At 71.4% G+C, this 21274-nt stretch carries 22 protein-coding genes; 19 read left to right on the top strand and 3 right to left on the bottom strand.

Going from position 1 to position 21274, the window contains the following annotated elements; translation table 11 throughout:
* The first annotated feature begins 66 nt into the window (after positions 1-66).
* The 11 genes from B0675_RS27535 to B0675_RS27485 all read left to right on the top strand — a co-directional run bounded on the left by B0675_RS27535 (position 67) and on the right by B0675_RS27485 (position 11600).
* Positions 67-252: a lysine biosynthesis protein LysW gene (locus tag B0675_RS27535; RefSeq protein ID WP_081222306.1), complete on the top strand. Its 186-nt coding sequence runs from the start codon at positions 67-69 to the stop codon at positions 250-252.
* Position 253: 1 nt separating this feature from the next.
* Positions 254-1108: a RimK family alpha-L-glutamate ligase gene (locus B0675_RS27530; protein WP_081222305.1), complete on the top strand. Its 855-nt coding sequence runs from the start codon at positions 254-256 to the stop codon at positions 1106-1108.
* Positions 1105-2160 (top strand): N-acetyl-gamma-glutamyl-phosphate reductase, encoded by a 1056-nt coding sequence (gene argC, locus B0675_RS27525; RefSeq protein ID WP_081222304.1) that lies wholly within the window; start codon positions 1105-1107, stop codon positions 2158-2160. The genes B0675_RS27530 and argC overlap by 4 nt, the downstream gene beginning before the upstream one ends.
* Positions 2157-2987 carry an acetylglutamate kinase gene (locus tag B0675_RS27520; protein ID WP_081222303.1) on the top strand — a complete coding sequence of 277 codons (831 nt, stop codon included), beginning with the start codon at positions 2157-2159 and terminating at the stop codon, positions 2985-2987. Before argC ends, B0675_RS27520 begins: the two co-directional genes overlap by 4 nt.
* A complete protein-coding gene (locus B0675_RS27515) occupies positions 2984-3547 on the top strand; it encodes a gamma-glutamyl-gamma-aminobutyrate hydrolase family protein (RefSeq protein WP_081222302.1) in 564 nt (187 codons plus the stop codon). The genes B0675_RS27520 and B0675_RS27515 overlap by 4 nt, the downstream gene beginning before the upstream one ends.
* Before the next feature lie 74 nt (positions 3548-3621).
* A complete protein-coding gene (locus B0675_RS27510; protein WP_081222301.1) occupies positions 3622-4737 on the top strand; it encodes a Glu/Leu/Phe/Val dehydrogenase dimerization domain-containing protein in 1116 nt (371 codons plus the stop codon).
* Positions 4737-6497: an AMP-binding protein gene (locus B0675_RS27505; RefSeq protein WP_081222300.1), complete on the top strand. Its 1761-nt coding sequence runs from the start codon at positions 4737-4739 to the stop codon at positions 6495-6497. Before B0675_RS27510 ends, B0675_RS27505 begins: the two co-directional genes overlap by 1 nt.
* A gap of 45 nt (positions 6498-6542) precedes the next feature.
* Positions 6543-7841 (top strand): pyridoxal phosphate-dependent aminotransferase, encoded by a 1299-nt coding sequence (locus B0675_RS27500; RefSeq protein ID WP_081222299.1) that lies wholly within the window; start codon positions 6543-6545, stop codon positions 7839-7841.
* Between the two features lie 37 nt (positions 7842-7878).
* Positions 7879-8853, top strand: coding sequence for a fumarylacetoacetate (FAA) hydrolase (locus B0675_RS27495; protein ID WP_081222298.1), 975 nt, complete (start codon positions 7879-7881; stop codon positions 8851-8853).
* A gap of 111 nt (positions 8854-8964) precedes the next feature.
* Positions 8965-10356, top strand: a complete 1392-nt coding sequence (locus B0675_RS27490; protein WP_081222297.1) for an NtaA/DmoA family FMN-dependent monooxygenase — start codon at positions 8965-8967, stop codon at positions 10354-10356.
* Positions 10353-11600, top strand: coding sequence for an LLM class flavin-dependent oxidoreductase (locus B0675_RS27485; protein ID WP_081222296.1), 1248 nt, complete (start codon positions 10353-10355; stop codon positions 11598-11600). Before B0675_RS27490 ends, B0675_RS27485 begins: the two co-directional genes overlap by 4 nt.
* 49 nt (positions 11601-11649) lie before the next feature.
* Here the strand turns inward: B0675_RS27485 and B0675_RS27480 are convergent, their stop codons facing one another.
* Complete coding sequence (locus B0675_RS27480; RefSeq protein WP_081222295.1) at positions 11650-12612, bottom strand: zinc-binding dehydrogenase; 963 nt, start codon at positions 12610-12612, stop codon at positions 11650-11652.
* 90 nt (positions 12613-12702) lie between these two features.
* Between B0675_RS27480 and B0675_RS27475 the strand changes: the two genes are divergently transcribed.
* Positions 12703-13320, top strand: a complete 618-nt coding sequence (locus tag B0675_RS27475) for a TetR/AcrR family transcriptional regulator (RefSeq protein WP_081222294.1) — start codon at positions 12703-12705, stop codon at positions 13318-13320.
* A 117-nt stretch (positions 13321-13437) separates the two neighbouring features.
* Here the strand turns inward: B0675_RS27475 and B0675_RS27470 are convergent, their stop codons facing one another.
* Positions 13438-14394, bottom strand: coding sequence for a hypothetical protein (locus B0675_RS27470; protein WP_206602742.1), 957 nt, complete (start codon positions 14392-14394; stop codon positions 13438-13440).
* Positions 14395-14685: 291 nt separating this feature from the next.
* On the opposite strand from B0675_RS27470, the gene B0675_RS27465 reads away from it, so the two are divergent.
* The 3 genes from B0675_RS27465 to B0675_RS41550 all read left to right on the top strand — a co-directional run bounded on the left by B0675_RS27465 (position 14686) and on the right by B0675_RS41550 (position 16054).
* Positions 14686-15075, top strand: a complete 390-nt coding sequence (locus B0675_RS27465; RefSeq protein ID WP_081222293.1) for a DUF805 domain-containing protein — start codon at positions 14686-14688, stop codon at positions 15073-15075.
* Positions 15076-15248: 173 nt separating this feature from the next.
* Positions 15249-15452 carry a cold-shock protein gene (locus B0675_RS27460; protein WP_081222292.1) on the top strand — a complete coding sequence of 68 codons (204 nt, stop codon included), beginning with the start codon at positions 15249-15251 and terminating at the stop codon, positions 15450-15452.
* A 146-nt stretch (positions 15453-15598) separates the two neighbouring features.
* Positions 15599-16054 carry a DUF6300 family protein gene (locus B0675_RS41550; RefSeq protein WP_277625258.1) on the top strand — a complete coding sequence of 152 codons (456 nt, stop codon included), beginning with the start codon at positions 15599-15601 and terminating at the stop codon, positions 16052-16054.
* Positions 16055-16085: 31 nt separating this feature from the next.
* On the opposite strand, the gene B0675_RS27450 is transcribed toward B0675_RS41550, so the two are convergent.
* Entirely contained in the window at positions 16086-16751 is a 666-nt protein-coding gene (locus B0675_RS27450; RefSeq protein ID WP_081222291.1) for a nitroreductase, read from the bottom strand.
* A 1036-nt stretch (positions 16752-17787) separates the two neighbouring features.
* On the opposite strand from B0675_RS27450, the gene B0675_RS41090 reads away from it, so the two are divergent.
* From B0675_RS41090 to B0675_RS27420, 4 genes are all read left to right on the top strand, one after another.
* Entirely contained in the window at positions 17788-18099 is a 312-nt protein-coding gene (locus B0675_RS41090; protein WP_143661126.1) for a hypothetical protein, read from the top strand.
* A 79-nt stretch (positions 18100-18178) separates the two neighbouring features.
* On the top strand, positions 18179-18580 hold the full coding sequence (locus tag B0675_RS27430) for a hypothetical protein (RefSeq protein WP_081222288.1): 402 nt from the start codon (positions 18179-18181) through the stop codon (positions 18578-18580).
* 312 nt (positions 18581-18892) lie between these two features.
* Positions 18893-19762, top strand: a complete 870-nt coding sequence (locus B0675_RS27425; protein WP_081222287.1) for an AraC family transcriptional regulator — start codon at positions 18893-18895, stop codon at positions 19760-19762.
* A 446-nt stretch (positions 19763-20208) separates the two neighbouring features.
* Positions 20209-21216, top strand: coding sequence for a hypothetical protein (locus B0675_RS27420; protein WP_241540023.1), 1008 nt, complete (start codon positions 20209-20211; stop codon positions 21214-21216).
* Positions 21217-21274: the final 58 nt, after the last annotated feature.

Below are 21274 nucleotides of genomic sequence, written 5' to 3'. Positions count from 1 at the left end.
GCACGATCACCCCGAACGCACGCATCCCGCACCCGTATGTCCCGCCCATCAAAACGGAGTTGACCGATGTCCACCGCCACCCTGACCGGCGTATGCCCCGAGTGCGAGACCGACCTGACCGTGCCCCCGGTCACCAAGGGCGAGACCCTCTCCTGCCCCGAGTGCATCCTGACCCTCCGCGTCGAGGCCGTCGAGGACGGTCGTCTGACGCTGGAGATGATCGAGGTACAGCTCCGCGACTGGGGTCAGTGACGTGGCCGGTCAGCGCGCTGTCGCGCTCGTCGCCGACCGGATCGCCTGGGAGGAACGCCTGTTGATCGAGGCGGCCCCCGCCTTCGGACTCCGTCTGGACTGGATCAACGACGAATCCCTCTCCCTCGGCCACCCGGACGCCCCGGCCGTCAGGGGTTACGAGACCCTCCTGATCCGCAGCCGCAGCTACACCCGCGGCGGACTGATCGCCACCCTCGCCGAGGCGGCCGGCATCCCCACCCTGAACACGGCCCGAGCCATCCACGCCTGCGAGAACAAGGCCGGCCTGCGTGCCCTGCTGCACACGGCGGGTGTGCCGGTGCCGGACCACCGGCTCGTCCTCTCCCGCAAGGACTTCGACAAGGCGCTCGGCGAACTGCCGCTGCCCCTCGTCCTCAAGCCCGTCTTCGGAGGTATGGGCAAGCGGGTCACGCTCATCCGCCACGCCGACACCGCCCACTCGGTGTACGACTACATCGAGGACCTGGCGCACGCCTTCGAGCAGGCCAGTGTGGTCGAGCCCTATCTGGGCGGCCGTTCGGTGCGCTGCTTCGTCGTCGGGCGCGAACTGATCGGCGCCGCGGAGTTCGAGAGCGGCGGGAGCGACTGGCGCAACAACGCCGCCCTCGGCAACAAGAACCGCGCGGTCGCCCACGACCCCGACGTACTCAAGATCGTCGACGGTGTGGTGGACGTCCTCGGACCCGGGATCTACGGGGTCGACCTCTTCGACACCCCCGACGGCTACGTCGTCAACGAGGTCAACCACGCGCCCGGCTTCCGTGCGGTCGCCGCCGCCACCGGAGCGGACATCCCCTCGGCCATCGGCCGTTACGTGCAGGAGCTTCTCGCATGATCCGCGCAGGAGTCGTCGGTGCCTCAGGGCTCGCCGGCGGCGAACTCATCCGACTCATCACCCAGCACCCCGACCTGGAACTGACCTTCCTCGGCGGCTCCTCCAGCATCGGCAGGCGGCCCTCCGAACTCCACCCCGGTCTGCGCATCCACCAGGGTCTGACCGTCGAACACGTCACGGAGGAGGTCGCCGACAAGGTCGACGTCCTCTTCCTGGCCACCCCGGCGCCGGTCTCGGCCGAGCTGGCCTCCCTGTTCGCCGACCGGATCCCGGCCGTCGTCGACCTCAGCGGTGCCTTCCGCATCCGTACCCCGCACCTGCACGACCGCTGGTACCCGAAGGTCGCCCGGCGCACCGACCTGGCCGACCGCTTCGTCTACGGCGTACCCGAGCTGATCGGCGACCAGTTGAAGGACGCCCCGCTCATCTCGCTGCCCGGCTGCTACGCCACCGCGATCACCCTGGGGCTGGCGCCGCTCACGCTCGGCCTCGGCCTCGACCTCAGGACGGTCGTGGTGGACGGCAAGAGCGGCTCCAGCGGCGGCGGAGTCCAACTGCGCACCTCCGACCTGCACCCGTTCCGGGCCGGGGCCATCGCCCCGTACTCGCCGACCGGGCACCGGCACGCCACCGAGGTCGCCGACTTCCTGGAGCGGAGCAAGCCCGGCGCCGTCGGCAACCTGTCCATGTCGGCGTACGGCGTCTCCACCGTGCGCGGTCTGCTGACCTCCTCGTACGTCTTCACCGACGACAAGGTGGACCAGCGCGAGCTGTCGCGGGCGTACCTGCGCTTCTACAAGGGACGCCCGTTCGTGCGGGTGCGCCGGCACGACGAGACGCTGATCCCGGTGCCCGACCCGCAGGTCGTCCTCGGCTCCAACTTCGCCGACGTCACGGTCCTTCACGACGAGGAGGGTGGCCGGATCGTCGTGCTCGCCGCTCTCGACAACCTCGTCAAGGGCGCCGCCGGACAGGCGGTGCAGGCCGTGAACCTGCGGTTCGGGCTGCCCGAGGAGACCGGACTGACGCAGCAGCCGGTGATGCCGGCATGAGCGGACAGCATCTCGCCCCCACGGTCGTGAAACTCGGCGGCAGTTGCCTGGACGACCTCGACGGCAGCTGGTGGGACGACCTGGCCCGCCACGGCCGGGACCGCCCGCTGGTGCTCGTGCACGGATGGTCCAAGCCGCTCAAGCGGCTCAGCGCCCGCTACAGCGAGCCGTCGGCGATCCTGCGCGACCGCTACGGCAACCAGAGCCGGTGGACCACCCCCGAGGTCATCGACGACATCAAGGCCGTCAGCGCCGAACTCGCCGCGGACGTCCTGGGCCGACTCGCGGACCGGGGCATCACCGCGGAACGGCTGCTCGGCAGCGACGGACTGGTCAGCGCGGGCGACGGAGAGCGCTGGTGGTGGCGGGAGAAGCAACTCGTCGAGCTGGAGAACCTCGTCGGCCCGATCACCGGTGTCGACGTGACCCCGCTGAAGAGCCTGCGACCCGGCCACGCCCACCTCGTCACCCCGCTCGCGCGGAACGCGGCGGGCCAGGAGGTCAACACCGACGCCGACCGGGCCGCCGCCGCCATCGCCGGCGCCACCGGCGCCACCGACCTGGTCCTCGTCACCGACGTGGGCCACCTCCTGATCGACGGCGAGCCGGTGCGGCTCATCAGCGGCCGGGACGCGGCCGCCTTCCGTGACAAGGGCGCGAAGGGCGGCATGCGCAAGAAGCTGCGGGCCGCGGGGGAGGCCCTCGACCGCGGCGTGGAACGGGTCGTCATCGGCAGCGCCGCCGTCACCGAACTGCTGGACGGCCGTACCGGAACGGTCATCACCGACGAGCGGCCCTCCCCTCACCCGTCAGGAGCGAACGCATGACGCGGCCCCGTGTACTGGTCGTCAACAACGGAACCCTGTCCCTGAAGCAACTCCGGTCCCGGTTCGAGACGTTGGGCTCGGACACCGAGGCGTCCGACGCCCTGTCCGTACCCGCTCGGGTGGACGGCCGCTACCAGGCGATCGTGCTGAGCGGCACCAAGGTGCGCGCGTACGACACCGAGTACTACAAGCCGCTGATCGACCTCGTCACCACCACGGACGTGCCGGTCTTCGGAATCTGCGGCGGCATGCAGATCCTCTCCGTCGCCGCCGGCGGCCGCCTGGAGGAAGGGCCGCAGCGGGTCGGCGGCTACGAGGCACAGGTCGACACGCAGGAACCGCTCTTCGCCCACGTGAAGCCGACGGTCACCGTCTTCCACCGGCACACCCTCTACCTCCAGGAAGCACCGGCGGGCTACCGCACCATCGGCCGCTCCGAGCACGCACCCGTCGAGTTCCTCCGCTCCGACGACGGCCGCGTCTTCGGCTCCCAGGCCCATCTGGAGTTCCGCACGGACGGCCTGGAGATCCTGCGCGGCTTCGCCCAGCTCTACCAGTGACCCCGGCCTCGCCCGCCTCCCCTCACCTGTCTGTTCCCCGAGATCCCTCACACCCCTGACGCAAGGAATTCGCCATGAGTGCTCTGGAAGAGCCGCAGGACCCCGCCCTCACCGTCCACCTTCACGGCAGCGGCGGCGCCATCAAGGGCTGGGTGGTCGTCGACACGCTCGTCGACGGTCTGGCCATGGGCGGCACCCGGATGACCACCGGGGTGACCGAGGAGGAGGTCGCCGGCCTGGCCCGGGACATGACCGAGAAGTTCACCCTGGCAGGGCTGCGCATCGGCGGGGCCAAGGCCGGAATCGTCTCCGACGGCACCGACCGCGAGGAGACGTTCCGCACCTTCGGCCGTACGGTGAAGCCGCTCCTGCACGGCGGCATCCACCTCGGCATCGACATGGGCGTCACCCCCGCCGACCGCGCCGTCTTCTTCGCCGAGGCGAACTACGACCCCCGCTACCGCCTCGGCGCCCCGGACATGCCGATCGACTGGCGTACCTACTACGAGCCCCTGATCGACGCCACCGGCCACGGCGTCGGCGTCGCCGCGATCACCGCCCTGGAGGCCAGCGGCCGCACCGAGCCCGCCCGGGTCGTGGTGCAGGGCTTCGGCGCGGTGGGCCGGGCGGTGGCGCGGTTCCTGGAGGACCGCGGACATGTCGTCGTCGGTATCGCGGACGTCGAGGGCACGATCAGCGCCGACCGGCTGCCGGTGGCCGAACTCGTCGCCGTCACCGACCAGTTCGGCCGCATCGACCGCAGCCGTCTCCCGCAGGGCGTCCGGCTCTCCGGCGAACCCGACGCCTGGCTGGACGTCGACGCGGACATCCTGATCCTCGCGGCGCAGAAGTACGCGCTCACCGCCGAGAACACCCACCGCCTGCGGGCCGGCCTGGTGGTGGAGGGCGCCAACCTGGCCTCCAGCGCGGCCGCCAAGGAGAAGGTGGCCGCCTCGGGGGCGGCCCTGGTCCCCGGGGTGATCGCCAACATCGGCGGCGCCGCCTCCGCCGCCCTCGCCGTCACCCGGGTCGTCCCCTTCGACCTGCCCGCCGAGGCGCGCAAGGCGTGGGTCTTCGACTGGGTCGGTGACCGGGTGCGGCAGAACACCCGCGACCTGCTGGAGATCGCCGCCGCCCGCGCCGGCAACCCGCTGCCCGAACTGCTGGCCGCGCGCAGGAAGGACCGCTGATGAGCACGCCTGTCACGACGCGGGCGGGGACGACGGCGGGGGAGCGGACCGCTCCTGCGGCCGGGGCGGTCCCGGCGGAGCGCGCCGCCGAGTACCGCCGCCGCGGCTGGTGGCGCGACGCGACCTTCCTCGACGACCTCCACCGCCAGGCCGCCCTGCGACCGCGCAGGCTGGCCGTCGCGGGCCGGCGCGTCGCGGAGTCCCGCACCGACACCCTGGACTACGCCGAGCTGAACCGGCTCACCGACCGGTTCGCCCTGGCCCTGATCGAACTCGGCGTACGGCCGGGCGACTTCGTGGCCGTCCAGCTCCCCAACCGATGGGAGATGGTGCCGCTGATCTTCGCCTCCATCCGCGTCGGCGCCGTCATCATCCCCATCTCGCCCGTCTGCACGGAGGAGGAACTCCGCCACCGCCTCGGCCTCACCGGGGCGCGCGTATGCGTCACCCTTCCCACCTGGGCGGACACCCCGCTGGCGGAGACCGTCACCCGGCTCCAGGGTGAACTGCCGTCCCTGGAGCACGTGTTGGTGGTCGACGGCCCGGTCCCCGAGGGCGCGGTCTCCTTCCACGAGCACTTCGTGGCGGAGGAACGGGAGGAGCGTGAGGGCGCCGCCGCCCGGCTGGACGGGCTGGCCCTCGGCGCGGACGATCCGTTCGTGGTGCTGTTCACCTCCGGCACCACGGGCCTGTCCAAGGGCGTCCTGCACAGCCAGAACACGGTCCACTCGGCCGTACGCGGCTACGTCGACGCGTTCGGGGCGGGCGACGACTGGGTGGCGGCCGTGTCCACACCCCTGGTGCACTACTCGGGGTTCGCACAGGGCGTCCTCGCCGGCGTCATGCTGGGCGGAACGGTCGCCTTCCAGGACGTGCGCCGCAACGAGGCCCTGCTCGACCTGGTCGAGCGCTACGGAGCGACCCTCCTGTACGGGCCGCCCGCCACCCTCGCCGACGTCGCCGCGTCCCAGCGGGCCGAACGGCGCGACACGAGCACGCTGCGGCACGTGGTGATCGGCTCGGCCCCGGTCCTGCGGGAGTTGTCGGACGAGGTCCACGAGACGCTCGGAGCGCGCGCCCACTCCCTGTGGGGCATGTCCGAGAACGGTCCCGTGACCACCACCCGGCCCGAGGACCCGGCGGGGTGGGCGGCGCGGAGCAACGGCACCGCCATCGACGCGATGGAGACCCGCATCGAGACGTCCCCGGAGTTCGGTTCGCCGGAGGCCTCCGGCGAACCGGGTGCCGTGGGCCGCCTCAAGGTGCGGGGTGCGTCCCTCGCACTCGGCTACCACCGGCGCCCGGAGGCGTTCGCGGCCGAGCTCGGAGCGGACGGCTGGTTCGACACCGGGGACCTCGCCCGTGACGACGGCAGGGGCGGTATCCGCATCATCGGGCGGGCCCGCGACGCGGTCCTGCGGGACGGGCAGGTGGCGCCGATGACGGAGCTGGAGGCGGTGATCGGCAGCCATCCCCGGGCCGTCGAGGCCGCGCTGGTCGGTCTGGAGGCGCCGGCCGGCCGCACGGGAGCCGGGCCCGGGAACGTGATCGTCGCCGTCGTCGTCCCCCGCGACGGCAGGGGCCCGACCCTCCAGGAGGTACGGGACCGGGTCGCGGAGGCAGGTCACGACCGCCGTTTCCTGCCGGACCGGCTGGAGCTGGTCCCCGCGCTTCCGAAGACGCTGACCGGCAAGGTCCGCAAGGCGGAGCTGCGCGAGCGGTACACCGTGCCGTCGTCGTCCTCATCACCCGCGCTCTGACAGGCACTTCACCCTTGTCGTCCGACCTCGATCGCTGGAGCTGTCATGCCCCACCCCGCACCGGTTCCCCTGTCGGCGACCCTCGCCGCCGACGAGGCCCTGGCCCGACGCCGCAGGGCCGGGGAGCAGGTCCTGTCGATGGCCAGCGGGGAGATCGGGCTTCCCGTCCTGCCCGCGCTCAGGGACCGGCTCGCCGCCGCCGCGGCCGAGAACGCGTACGGTTCCGTCGCCGGAAGTCCCGCTCTGCGCACTGCCGTTGCGGGGTACTGGGAGCGGCGCGGCCTGGGCATCGACCCGGGACTCGTCGTCGCGGGACCCGGCAGCAAGTCCTTGCTGTTCGCGCTGCTCCTCGCCATCGGCGGGGACGTGATCGTGCCGGTCCCGAGCTGGGTCAGCTACGCGGCGCAGGCACGGCTGGCGGGGGCGCGGCCCCTCCCCGTCCCGATCATGCCGGGACAGGGCGGGGTGCCCGACCCGGACCGGCTGCGCGAGGCGGTCGCCGACGCCCGGGCCGCCGGTCGGGACCCGCGGGCCGTGGTCGTGACCACGCCGGACAACCCGACCGGCACGGTCGCCTCCGCCGACACCGTACGACGGCTCGCCGCGGCGGCACGCGCACTGGACCTCGTCGTCGTCTCCGACGAGATCTACCGCGATCTGGTGTACGACACCTCCGCGCCGGCCGTCTCCCCGGCCCTGTTCGCGCCGGAGCGGACGGTGATCACCACCGGCCTGACCAAGAACCTGGCGCTCGGCGGCTGGCGTACGGGAGTGGCGCGGCTGCCCGACAGCGAGGTGGGGCGCGCCCTGCACACCCGGCTCGTCGCGATCGCCAGTCAGATCTGGTCGAGCCCGCCCGCGCCGGTGCAGACGGCGGCTGCGTACGCATTCGGGGAGCCGCCCGAGGTCGTCGACCGCATCACGGCGAGCAGGCGCTTGCACGAGAAGGTCGTACGAGCGGTCGCCGCCCGTTTCACCGCCGCAGGCGCGCGGTTGGCCCCCGTCGCCGCGACCTGCTACCTCTACCCGGACTTCGAGCCCCTGCGGGAGCATCTCGCCCAGGCACACGGTGTGCGCGACGGGGACGCCCTGGCCGGCCTCCTCTCGGAGCGCCACGGGGTCGGAGTCCTTCCCGCGAGCGCCTTCGGGGAGCCCGGCAGCCCCCTGCGGATCCGAGCGGCGACAAGCCGCTTCTACGGCGACACCCACGAACGGCGCACGGCCGCGCTGGCCGCCGGGGAACCACTCGACCTGCCCTGGATACGGGAGTCGGTCGACCGGGTCGGCGAGGTGCTCGCCGGTCTGACGGGCGCGCGGGCACCCGCGCTTCTCCCTCACCCCTGATCCGTCTCAACCCACCCACGCGCAAGAGGAGTCACCCGTGTCCCACCCTCACCTGCCCGTTCTCTTCGAGGCGTTGTACAAGGGCGCACGCCACGTCGGCTTCGGCCGCCCCGAGGACGGTGCCCAGCAGACCCTGTACCGCGTGCGGGACGGCGGGACGGCCGCCGCGTTCATCGCCACGGACGGTTCGGAGGACGCCCTGCGAACCGCCCTCACCGAGGGCGCCGAGACCGTGACCGTCACCGCCGGGGACCCGGAGGTGCAGCTGCTGCCACCGCTGTTGCCGGCGGCCACGGGCAACGCCCTGCTGAGCGGCTTCATGGGTACCCACAAGAAGAAGTGGGGCGGCGAAACAGCCCCTGAGGGCGGAGAGTTCACCCCGCCGAAGTGGTTCTTCAAGGGGTTCGGCGACTGGGTGCGCCTGCCGGGCGAGGCCCTGAACGTGCCCGCGCACCCCGTCGCCCTCATCGAGGAACCCGAGGTCGCCCTGGTCTACGTGAACGACGCCGAGGGCACGCCGCACTACGCGGGATACACCTTCGGCAACGACCTGTGCGACATCGGCCTGCACCGCCAGGACCCGGGCTACAACCCGTACTGCAAGCTGTGCGACACCGCGCTCACCCCCTGGCTGTTCCTCGGCCCGCCGCCGCGCACGGTGACGGGGAGGGTCACCATCGTCCGGGACGGCGCGACCGCCTGGGAGGGCTCCTTCGACTGCGGCGACGACGCCCTCTACTACCGGGTGCAGGACATGGCCGACCATCTGTTCACGTTCCCGGCGGTGCGACGGCCCGGGCTCGTCAACTACGTCCTCCTGGGCGCGGACGAGGCGAGCTTCCACGACGGGTTCCGCATCGCCGACGGCGACCGCATCGGCATCGACGTGAAGAGCCACGGCGTGGCCTTCGAGAACCAGGTGCGGTACGTCTCCCCGCCCCCGTCCACCACCCCGGCCGCAGCTCCCGCGCCGCTCGCCGCAGTGGCGCCGGAGCGTGTCACCACGGCATGAAAACCTCGTGAAGCGGGGCCGGTCGAGCTGTGCAGACGCCGACCGGCCCGTGCACGCTCTGAGAGCGACCACCCCGCCCCGCCGTCCGACCTCGCAGGAGGAGACCGAGCCGTGCCCGCCACCCGCAGGAAACAGGTGCACCTCGCAGCCCAGCTGCCCGGCATCCACAACGTCACCGTCTGGTCGGACCCGCGCTCCGGGAGCCAGATCTCCATCGACTCCTTCATCCGGCTCGCGCAGACCGTCGAACGCGGCAAGTTCGACTTCTTCTTCCTGGCCGAGGGCCTGCGTCTGCGCGAGCACAAGGGCCACGTCTACGACCTGGACATCGCGGGACGCCCGGAGAACCTGACCGTGCTTAGCGCCTTGGCCGCCGTCACCACGCACCTCGGCCTCGCCGCCACGGTCAACGCCACCTTCAACGAGCCGTACGAGGTGGCACGCAGGCTCGCCACCCTGGACCGGCTCAGCGGCGGGCGGGCCGCGTGGAACGTGGTGACCAGCTATGACGCCTTCACCGGCGAGAACTTCCGCCGGGGCGGTTTCCTCCCGGAGCCCGACCGCTACACCCGGGCCGCCGAATTCCTCGGAACGGCACGGCAGTTGTGGGACAGCTGGGCCGAGGGCGACCTCCGGGCCGACACCGTCACGGGGGAGTTCGCCACCGCCGGGGCCGGCCGCTTCGCCCATCGGGGCCGACACTTCGACATAGCGGGCCGGTTCACGACCCCGCCCGGGCCGCAGGGCCACCCGGTGATCATCCAGTCCGGAGAGTCCGACGCGGGCCGTGAGTTCGCCGCGTCCGACGCCGAGGTCATCTTCAGCAAACACAGCAGGATCGACGCGGCACGGGACTTCTACCGGGACGTGAAGCGCCGCCTCGCCACGTACGGCCGTGGGCCCGACGACCTGCTGATCCTCCCCACCGCCAACGCCGTCGTCGCCGACACCGACGAGGAGGCGGCCGCCTACGCCGAGGAGATCAGCCGTGAACTGGTGAGCCCGCAGACCGCGATCGCTCACCTGGAGGCCGTCTGGGGCTGCGACCTGTCCGCGTACGACCCCGACGGACCGCTCCCCGACATCGAGCCCGAGGACGACGCCCACCTCCTGAAGGGGCACTCCGTGTTCCGCAAGGGCAGGGCTGAGACGGCCCGGCAGTGGCGCAAGCTCGCCGAGGAGCGGAACCTGTCGATCCGGGAGCTGGTCATCGAGGTCGGCGGCCGTCAGACCTTCGTCGGCAGCCCGCGCACGGTCGCCGACGCCATCGACCACTACGTCCAGACCGGGGGGGCCGACGGCTTCGTCCTCGTCCCCCACCTCACCCCCGGCGGTCTGGACGACTTCGTGGACCGTGTCGTGCCGCTGCTCCAGGAGAAGGGCGTCCACCGCGACGACTACACCGGCAGCACCCTCCGCGACCACCTGGGCCTGTCCGGCGCACCCCGCCCGGCCGGCTGGGGCGGACCCCACCCGAGCTACGACGAGGAGACCTCCGAATGACGGGCACGACCCCCGCCGACGACCCGACGGGCACCCCCGGCGCCCCGCTGCACCTGGCCGTCGCGCTCGACGGCGCCGGCTGGCACCCGGCCGCATGGCGCGAGGAAGGCGCCCGGCCCGGCGAACTCCTCACCGCCGCGTACTGGGCCGATCTCGTCGCGGAGGCCGAGCGCGGACTGCTCGACTTCGTCACCCTGGAGGACGCCCTCGGACTCCAGTCCGCCGCCTTCCACCGGCCCGACGACCGCACCGACCAGGTCAGGGGCAGCATGGACGCGGTGCTGCTCGCCGCCCACCTCGCCCCCCTCACCACCCACATCGGCCTCGTCCCGACCACGAACGTCACCCACACCGAGCCGTTCCACCTGGCCATCGGCATCGCCACCCTCGACCACGCCGCCAAGGGCCGTGGCGGGTGGCGCCCGCAGATCTCGTCGCGTGCCGCCGACGCCGCCCATTTCGGCCGTCGCACCACCCCCCAGCTCACCGACGAGGACGTGACCGACCCGGAACGGATAGCGGCTCGGCTGCGCGACCTGTTCACGGAGGCCGCCGAGGTCGTGGAGGCGGCGCGACGGCTCTGGGACAGCTGGGAGGACGACGCGGAGATACGGGACGCGCCGACCGGCCGATTCATCGACCGCGACAAAGTCCACCACATCGACTTCCAGGGCACGAACTTCAGCGTGAAGGGGCCCTCGATCACCCCGCGCTCTCCCCAGGGACAGCCACTGGTCGCCAGCCTCGCGCACGCCTCCACCCCGTACGAGTTCGCGGCACTCGGCTCCGACGTCGTCCACATCACCCCGCACGACAGGGCCGGTGTCGCGAAGATCCTCGCCCAGGTCGACGACGCGGTGGCCCGCACCGGCAGAGACGTGACGGAACGGCCGCTACGGACCTTCGCGGACCTGCTCGTCCTCCTCGACGACGAACCCGGCGCCGCCGCCCGCCGCAAGGCCCGCCTCGACGAGGCGGCCGGCACCGAACTCGCCTCCGACGCCGAGATCTTCACCGGCACCCCCGCCGAACTCGCCGACCTGCTCCTCGACTGGCGCTCGGCGGGCCTCGACGGCTTCCGGCTCCGCCCGGCCACCCTGCCCCACGACCTGACGGCGATCACCCGCGGCCTGGTCCCGGAGCTGCAGCGCAGAGGGGTCTTCCGCCGGCGGTACGAATCCACCACCCTGCGCGGCCACTTGGGGCTTCCCCGTCCTACGAGCCGTTACGCGACAGCGGGTTGACGAGAACCGTCGTGGGCGAGTGACCCTGAAAGGGCCCCTCTCCCGCGCATCAGGGCGTCAGGACGACCCTGCCGAACACCGTGCCGGCGTCCATGTCCCGGTGGGCCCGCTCTGCCTGGTCCAGCGGCAGGACGTCGTGCACGACCGTGCGCAGCTCGCCGCGTGCGGCAGCGGCGAACTGGGACGATCGCACCGCCCGGCGTGCGGAGGTGGGCACGGTGTCGGAGCTGAACGTGGAGAACGACAGCGACCGGCGGAAGGCATCCATCAAGCGCACGCCGAAGTCCGCCGGCGGCTGACCGCCGACCACCCCGACAGCGATGTACCGGCCGTTGGAGTTCAACCTGTCCAGGAACAGGGGAAGGTGGGTACCGCCGACCACGTCGATCACCACGTCGAAACCCGACGGGGCGTTGCGGCCGCCGTCACCGGACCGGTCGAGGACGTGGGTCGCGCCCAAGTCCCGCAAACGCGCGCCGCGTTCCGCCGATGAGGTGGTGACGGCCACCGCACCCGCGCCCCCCGTGGCGGCAAGCTGGACGGCGGTGATCCCGATGCTGCCCGCCGCCCCACGAACGAGCACCGTTTCACCGGGCGCGAGGCGGGCGCGGTCCAGGGCGAAGTGGGCGACCGCACCGGAGCCGCCGAGCGTCACCGCATCGGCGCCGGACGAGTCGTCCGGCAGCGGCAGGACGTCCTCGACCGCGGCGACGGCCTGCTCGGCGTATCCGCCGGACAGCCCGGTGAACGCCCACAAGCGCCGTCCCATCCAGGAGGCGTCCACGCCCTCGCCCAGCGAGGTGACCCTTCCGGCCACCACGCTGCCCGGCAGATGGCCTGCCTGGAAGCCGTAGGCGGAGAGCGCGCCGCGGCGGATCACCGCGTCCACGCCGCCCACCCCGATGGCCTCCGTGGCGACACGCACCTGGCCCGGCGCGGGGACGGGTACGGGCAGGTCCACGACCTCCAGATCGTCAGGGTCGCCGAACCTACTGATCACGACGGCTTTCATCTCTGCTCCTCACCTGTGCGAACGGTCGGGTCGCGGACCGCCGTCGGACCGTAACGGACGCCCCCGTCCGTTTGGCTGAAGTGAGAGACCATGACCGACCGTTTGCCTCACCCCACGCGCTCCGACGCCCGCGACAACAGGGCCCGCATCCTGGACACGGCTCGCGCGGTGTTCGGCGAGGAGGGCCTCGGCACGCCGCTGCGCGAGGTCGCCCGGCAGGCAGGCGTGGGCCCCGCCACGTTGTACCGGCACTTCCCGACGAAACAGGCGCTGATCGTGGATGCCTTCGAGGAGCAGCGGCGAGCCTGTCACGCGGCCGTGCGGGACGCCCTCGCGGACGCGGACGCCTGGCGTGGTTTCCGGACCCTCATCGAGCGGATCTGTGAACTCCACGCTCACAGCAGGGGATTCGCCGACGCCTTCATGGCGACCTTCCCCGAAGCGATGGACTTCGCCGCCGACCGGGAGCGCACGCTGCGCGCGGTGGCCGAACTGTCCCGACGCGCCCCGAAGACCGGCCTGCTCCGCCCCGGCTTCGTCGTCGACGACCTGGTCCTCATGCTCATGGCGCACCGAGGGCTTCCGGACACGCCGCGCGCCGCCCGGTACGCGGCCTCCCGACGGTTCGCCGCCTACGTGATCGAGGCGTTCCGCGCGGCACCGGAGACGGGAGCGCCGACGCCGCTGCCGCCCGCACCCCGCCTGTAGAGCGGGAGCGAGGCCAGTGGGCGTGATCCGCCGTCCCCGAGCGCCACTCGTGCGATCGGCACGGGAGCAGGAACCGACCGACACAGGGGGTGGGCGGTGCGCCATGCACCGTGTCGCTCAGTGGTCCGTCACGGGATAGGAGACGAAGGCGAATCGCCGGCTGTCGGGCGCCCAGCTGTTGACGTTGAGCGTTCCCTGTCCCCCGTAGAGCGGGAAGGTGCGCAGAGGCGTCTCCCACGCCTCGGTTGCGACGAGGTGCACGTCGACGGGGACGTTCTCGGGGTGGCCGAGCGTGCCGGGCGGGAAGGCCACGTACGTGGCGAAGCGGCCGTCCGGGGACAGGTGCGGGAACCAGTCGACGGTGTCGGACGCCACCAGGCGCTCCAACCTGCCGCCCGCAGCGGGAAGCCGGGCGAGCTGCGCATGCCCGGGCACCGATGCGAACGCCTCGGTGTTGAGGTGGATCCACTCGCCGTCGGGGGAGTATTCGGGGCCGTCGACATGACCGGCGCCGGTGTCCACGAACCGGCCCGGGCCTCCCTGCGCGGGCATGAGCGCGAGTCGTCCGCCGACTCCTGCCGTGCCGCGCGGTATCGCCACGTAGGCCAGCGTGTCGCCGTCCGGGCTGACCCCGTGCAGGAAGTGCAGCAGCCCGTCGTCGTCGGTGAGACGGGATCCGGCGCCGCCGGTCGACGGGGCGCGGTAGAGGTGCCCGTCCATCCCGGACAGGAAGACGTGCCCGCCGTCGGGCGACAGCACGTGGTCGTTGTTGATCGGCGGCACGCCGGGGAGAGGGATCTCCACGAGTTCGGGGCACTGTTCCGCCAGGTCCAGCCGCCACAACCTGCCGTCCCCGTTGAGCAGCAGATGGGCGCTGTCCGGGGACCAGTTGGGGGCCTCCAGAAGCAGCTCCGAGGTCTCGTAGGCCAGTTCGGGGACGGAGGAGTCGGCGGAGGCGATCCATACGCAGGTGCGCTGTCCGCCGACGAGCTCCCGGGGGCGCATGCCGGTGTCCTCGTCGACAGCGGACCCGGCAGGGGAGTTCATGGCTGTGGTGGGTCGAGTGTCGGCCATGCCTGGTTCCCGTCTTCTCGCCGTTGGCCGGGTGGTCGTACGCGGTGTCCCGCCGTCGTCGACGTCATCGGGATCGTGCGGTCGTCGCGGTGCCGACGCTCTCGTCGAACGAAGGCCGGTGTGCCCCTCGAGGATGATCGACTTCGGCCGGTGACGGTGTCAAGGCGTGCCGGGGACAGGGGCACCGGAATGGTCTTGACCAGGGGACCTCGCGCCGTTTACCTTCGCGCCCTGGTCATAAGAACATGGCCATGCCATCGGGGTGGCTCGGCCATCCAGCAGGGGGGATCCATGCACTACTACACAGACGTCCTCAAGAAGTACGCGTCGTTCCAGGGCCGGGCCAGACGGAGGGAGTACTGGATGTTCGCTCTCTTCAACGGCATCATCGCGTTGGTCCTGGTCGGCCTGGCCGCGGCCACGAAGTCGACGGCTCTGTACGTCCTCTACGCCGCGTACATCCTTGCGGTGGTCCTGCCGTCGCTGGGCGTCCTCGTCCGGCGGCTGCACGACACCGGCCGCTCGGGCGGCTGGTTCTTCATCAGCTTCGTGCCGTTGGTCGGCGGGCTCGTGCTCTTCGTCTTCATGGTCCTGGAGGGCAACCGGGGGCCGAACGAGTACGGCCCCGACCCGAAGGGCGCCGAGGTGTACCCGGGTGCCGCGGGGCCGTACGCCGGCTGAGGTGGCGAGGCCGCACGCCGAGGGACCTCGGTGGCAACAGCACGGTCGCGTGGGTGGGTGAGGGATCCGCGCGAGGGGTGGGGTAGAACAGTTGCCGGGTGTCCGCCGGTCACGGACGGGCACCTCGGACAGATCAGCCGGGAGTTTCCCGGCGCTATGCGAAGGACAGCAGTATGGCCAGCGGCATCGTGAAGTGGTTCAACTCCGAAAAGGGCTTCGGCTTCATCGAGCAGGACGGCGGCGGACCGGACGTCTTCGCCCACTACTCCAACATCTCGGGCAACGGATACCGGGAGTTGAACGAGGGCGAGCACGTCACGTTCGATGTCACCCAGGGCCAGAAGGGCCCCCAGGCGGAGAACATCGTCCGCGGCTGACGACCGGGACAACGCACGGGGCGACCCCGGGCTCAACGAGCCCCAGGGATCATTTCCGGTCGCGTATGACCGAGCAGGGGTCCGGTGCCACGCCGGACCCCTGCTGTGGTCCTGCGGACGCCTGACATCTTCCTTGACGGAGTGAAGTGCACAGCCTGGAAACATCCGAACGGCTCCCGCCCTGTTCCCGGTGCGGCGGGGACCTTCTCGTGAGCTGCATCGCGCCGAGGAACGACGCTGCCGGCCGACCGATCCACCTTCAGCTGTGCAGCCCGTGCGACGGTGGGAAACTCGCCGCCGGTGCCCTCCTGTTCTGGTTCGCCTCAGGCGGCGGACATGACATGGGACGTGGCGAGGAGGGCGCGCGCTGTCTGCGGGAGTGGACGAGAGAAGCGATGGCCGAGCACGGCTGGTACTGGCAGGGAGACGACCTGACGACGGCCGTCCTCGCCTCCGACGTCGCCCATGACGAAGCGGCCGCCCGCGACCTCAGGAATCCCGGCACGTCCGAGCAGGACGCGACGAACTCTCCTCAGCGCCAACGCGACACTTCGCGCGCCGAGTCGGCGCAGGACGACCTCAACGGCCCCGAGCAGCCCTAGTTCCTGCCCAGCCGACCCCGGTGATCGGCGGTCACGCTCCGACGAAGGTCACCGTTTCCGCCATGTCCGCCCGCCCGGTGCGCAGCTGCGGCGCGCCTTCCTTCTCACATCCCACGGCGATGCCGCAGAACAGCACAAGCTCGGTATCGGCCCCGACGACTCGGCTGACGGTCCTGCGGTACATGGTCCACATCACTTGGGGACAACTGTGCAACCCCTCGGCCCTCAGCAACAGCATGACCGTCTGCAGGTACATCCCGGCGTCGCCCCACTGTCCGGGCCCCATCGTCCGGTCGAGATAGCAGAACAGAACGGCCGGTGCCCCGAAGGCATCCGAGTTCAAAGCGGCGATCTTCCGAGGCCGGTCGGGGTCGTCCCGCTCAATCCCCAGTGCTCCGTACCGCTGTGCCGCCGCGGCGGAGAAGCGGTCCAGATACGGTGACGTCAGCCCGTCCGGGTACATCGGATACTCGCGCTCGTCGCCCGGATCTCCGGCCACGGCTCTGCGGGTCGCGCGCCTCTTCAGCTCGGCCAGGGGCTCGCCCGTCACGACGTAGAGGTGCCACGGCTGGAGGTTCCCGCTCGACGGAGCCCGCGTCGCCGCGCTCAGCACGCGTCGCAGAACCTCCTCGGGAACCGGCTCACCACTGAACGCCCGCACCGCCCGACGACTGTCCACGGCCTCGTACACATCCACGCCTTCGTCCCCTCGTCCCACCGGGCCCTCCGCCGTGTCGGGCAGTCAGCACCGAGCATCGCCCGCCTTCGAGGCGCTTCGCAAGGGCCCGCGTACGGCGCCGGCCGGTCGGTCCAGGTCGGACATGCGTCCTTGCGCGAGTACCCGGAGTGGACCGCCGGTGCCTTCGGCCCCGTTGAGGTGCTGCCGTCCGTCGTGCGCACCGGCTTCTTCCGCTCAGCGCCGGTCACTCCCGAGCTCGACGCGGTCCTGCACCGGTCCGCCCTCATCGTGATCTGGTTCCAACCCGTCCCGGACGTCCCGTCGGGCGAGCACGCTGATCCCGCCCTGCGCGACATGCCCCGGGAAAGACCGGCGCAGGACCACGAGCTCCAGCGACGTGAGGTGACTCCGAATCTTCGTCGACGGACCAGTCCTCGTCGGAAGCGAGCCGCCCGGCAATGGCGTTGGGAGTGCGCCGCGTGTCGCGGAGAGGTACGGGCGTTGCCCGGCGGTCGCTGTCGGCTCCCGGCAGGTCGGCGACCAGGGCATTCAGTCCAGGGCATCTATACGGAATCGAGATCCCGCCGGCCGTGATTTACCGGCCGGCTCGTGCTGTTCTATGGGCAGGGTTCGTGGCCGAGGCAGGGGGGCGTGGGCCACGGTTGTGTGGGGGTGGGCCCGTGGTTTCCCCGGGGAGACAAGGATGGGTCGGGTCATGCCCGGTGTCAGACGTACGTCGGCGATGGTACTGCTCGGCGGGATCATGCTCCTGACGGGTTGTCAGGAGTCAGTAGGCAGTGCTTCCGCACGTGCCAGGGCCTCCTCCCCGGACGTCTCCGCATCCGCATCCGCATCCGTGTCCGCGACCGTACGGGCGGACGGTTCCGCCCCGGTCACCACTCCCGCCGCGAGTTCCGTCGGCACGCCCAGGCCGTCGCACGGTTCCGCCGCCCCTGTCCGGGCCGGGGAAACCGCTGCGTCGGGGGCCGGCCACACTCCCACGGCGATCCCCGGTTGCCGCAACCTGCCCGCGAGCGCCGAGGTGAAGGCCGCCGTGACCCGGTTCTACCGGCAAAGGGTCCACTTCCCTCACATCGAGCCGGTACCGCACGGCTTCTTCTACGGCCAGTGCGGCACCGTCCACTACGCGGTCACCCGTTTCCAGCCGGTCGACGGTGCCACGTACGAGGAGCTCGTGGGCATGCAGGACGAGGGCAGCGCCGCCCAGTACTTCAGCGACTCCGGCAACGGCTGGGCTCATGTCGGGAGTGACGGGTTCCCCGCCGGGCCCCACGGCTGCGGAGATGTTCCGGCGATTCCTGACGCCCTGGCCGAGGCCTGGAAGAACTGCTCGATCGCGCGATGAGCAGACCGCGCAGCAACGGCCGCATGAAGTCCCTTGGCCACTCTCGCGGGTGGGCGCCGGCTACTGACCGGATGTCCTCATGACCGCACCGCTGACGACCCTGGTTGTGTTCCTCGGAGGAATGCTGACGGCGGCCCTCCACCTCAACAGGCAACAGCGCAACACCACCGCCAACCTCATCGACGGGCGGCGGATCAAGGTCCTGTGCATAGTGAAGGGCCCACACACATCTTCATGGACACGTGGGTACTTCGTCATCGAGTCCGGGCGCTGGACCTGGGAGCCGGGAGCGCGGCAGGACCCTCCGTTCATGCTGCCCTCGGATGTGCGACCGGTGCGTATGCGCCCTCCGGGGCAAGGGGAGGGGCGCCTCAACCACCGGTTCCTGGTGATGGAGTGCACCTCGGCCGAGGGCGCTGTCCTGATGGCCGCGCTCCATGGCCGGGTCGAGCACGTTTTCATGGCGCTCACCCGAGGATGAATCGCCAGGCTGTGGGCCAACTCTGCCGTGATGGAGCGAGTTGGCGGGCGCGTGCCCGCATCGGTGAAGAACGGCACCGCCCGGTACGCAGAGAGGTGAGGGTCGTCCGGGGCGACACGGCCGGGCGCAACCGGGCAGACGATCCGAACGGTACGCATACGCTCCTGCCGGGCAGCCAATGAGCCTGACTGAGCAGGCCCGCGCCGAAGCCGCACAGTGCCAGTCCTTGCCCGGCGCATGATCGGATCGGACCTGAGCGATCGGGTCCGGGCGGGGTTCTCCCCGGCAAGGTTGAAGGCGATAGGAGGCCTCATGATCTCGGCACTCAACCGGCTCGTCGATCTCGTGGAGGAGCACCTCACCGAGGAGCTCGACCTGCGCGGACTGGCCGGAGGGCTCGGCACGACCGAATACCACTTGCGCCGCATGTTCTCGTCGTTGGCCGGCATGCCGCTGTCGGAGTACGTGCGTCGACGCCGTATGACCGTCGCCGCTGCCGATGTGGTGCGAGCGGAGGACGACCTGCTGAGCATCGCCGTCCGCCACGGATACGGCTCGACCGAGGCATTCGGACGCGCCTTCCGTGCGGTCCACGGCGCCGGACTCAGCGATGTGCGCCGCGACGGAGGCCCCCTGCGCACACAACCGAAGCTCAGGTTCCACCTGACCGTCGAAGGGAGTACTCCCATGGACACTCGCCTCGTAGACCGCCCCGCTTTCCGGCTGGTCGGACACGCCGCCCGGGTCCCGCTCATCCACCAGGGCGTCAACCCGCACATCCAGCGGCACATCGCCGCACTGCCGAAGGAGTCGCATGTCCGGCTGAAGGCTCTCGGCAACACCGAGCCGAGTGGCCTGCTGCAGGTCACCGACGACCTCGACCCGGACGCCCCGGAGGGAAGCGAACTGACCTATCTCCACGGGGTCGCCGTCTCCCGGAACACGCCGGCTCCGGACGACCTCGATGCCATCGAGGTGGCGGCCGGCAAATGGGCTGTGTTCAGTACGGCCGGACCGTTCCCGCAGGCCCTGCAGACAGCCTGGGCCGCGACCGCTACGGAGTGGTTCCCCTCCAACCCGTGGCGTCTCCGGCCGGGTCCCTCGATCGTCGCGATGCTCGAAATCACCGACGACTACAGCGCCGCGACCTGTGAGCTGTGGCTGCCTGTCGAACCGGCGTGATGGACCGCGGCGACCAGCCAGGGCGTCAGCCGGCGCCCCTCGTCACTCCGCCACAGCGCTCCGGAAAGGTGAAGCGTGGGTCCTAGTCGTTGCCTCTGGGGCCGGGCCGCCCGGAATCAATGGTGCGGCGGCCATGCCCGGCCCGACCTGGTCGGAAGCGTCCGAGACCCAGGTCCAACCGCCGGAACCGTCACGCCGCACCGGGAATCCGAGACGCCCGGCCGGCCTGGACGCGGACCGGGACCGGGACCGGAACCGGTCGAGCCGAATGGTCCGCATATGATGGGGCGGATTTTCGATTCTCGAGCACGTGATGTGTCCGTGCGGCGGGCCTCAGAAAGGTGCACCAGGCCATGCGACGATCGGCGTCAGGCCCCGCGAGTGCTCCCGGAGCAGCGGGCCCGGGGGCGCGACCCCGGCCCCCGCGCACCGCACGCGGGCAGTGGTTGACGTATGGCAGGGACGGCCGGCTGACCGTGTACGCACTCGCCGAAGGCGGGCTCCAGCGGTGGACCGAGACCGCCGTCGGCGGCCCGTCCTGGAGCGGACCGCACCTCGTGTCCGTGCCGGACCTGACCCATGTGAGTGTGGCTCAGGGTGTCAACAGCTATGTGCACTTCTTCGGCCGCCGGGAACGGACGGGCACGGACGGTGTGCCGACCGTGGACGTGGTGCACGCGATCCAGTACCAGACCGGACTCGCCTTCACCGACTGGCGCTCCCTCGGCAACCCGCACAAGGACCCTGAGCAGGGTCGCAGGATCGGCCCGCCGGTCGGTGTGGTCAGCGGGGACGGCAGCGTCCATGTCTTCACCCGCGGCGCTCACGGCGGGCTCCTGCTGCGCCGGGAGGACTCCAAGGGCAAGTGGCGCACGTGGGAGGACCTGCGCGGCGGAGGGCTCGACCCCTGGCCGGTTCCGGTGGCCGTGAGCGATGGCCGGGTGGAAGTGGTGGCCGCCGCGGAGACAGGCGTGATGACCTGGGGACAGACCGCGCCGGGCGGGGACTTCGCGGGCCCGCGCGGGTTCTCTCTGCGCCCCGCACCCGGCACGGTCTCCGTGCTGGAGACCGGACCTGCCCGGCCCACGTTCTTCTGGACCAATGCCGACAACTCCTCGGGGGAGGCGTGGCGGGCCGGGACCTGGCCGCAGCCGCTCGGCGCGGTGGGACCGGCATCCGGGTACGCCACCCTGCGCGCCCAGGTCGACGGCTACGACTGCGTCATCCTCGCGTTCCGGGATGCCACCGGCAGAGCCGTCGTCGGCCTGGGAACCACCGAGAACGAGTCGGGCGGATTCTGGTGGTACCCGCAGGAGCAGTGTCAGGGCACCCCCGCGCTGGCGACGGACGGCCGTGGACGGATCGCCGTCGCTCTGATCGGGGAGGACGGCAGACCTCGAGTGGCTCGACAGAACGGTGCGGGTCTGAGCCTGTCGCCCTGGCAGCACGTGTGAGAGGGCGGCCGGACCAGGTCCGGCCGCCCTCTTCGGACGTTCGTCCTCGCGACGTCGG

The sequence above is a fragment of the Streptomyces sp. M41(2017) genome, assembly GCF_002078175.1.
Classification (GTDB): domain Bacteria; phylum Actinomycetota; class Actinomycetes; order Streptomycetales; family Streptomycetaceae; genus Streptomyces.
This window is presented reverse-complemented; position numbering and strand designations above follow the sequence as displayed.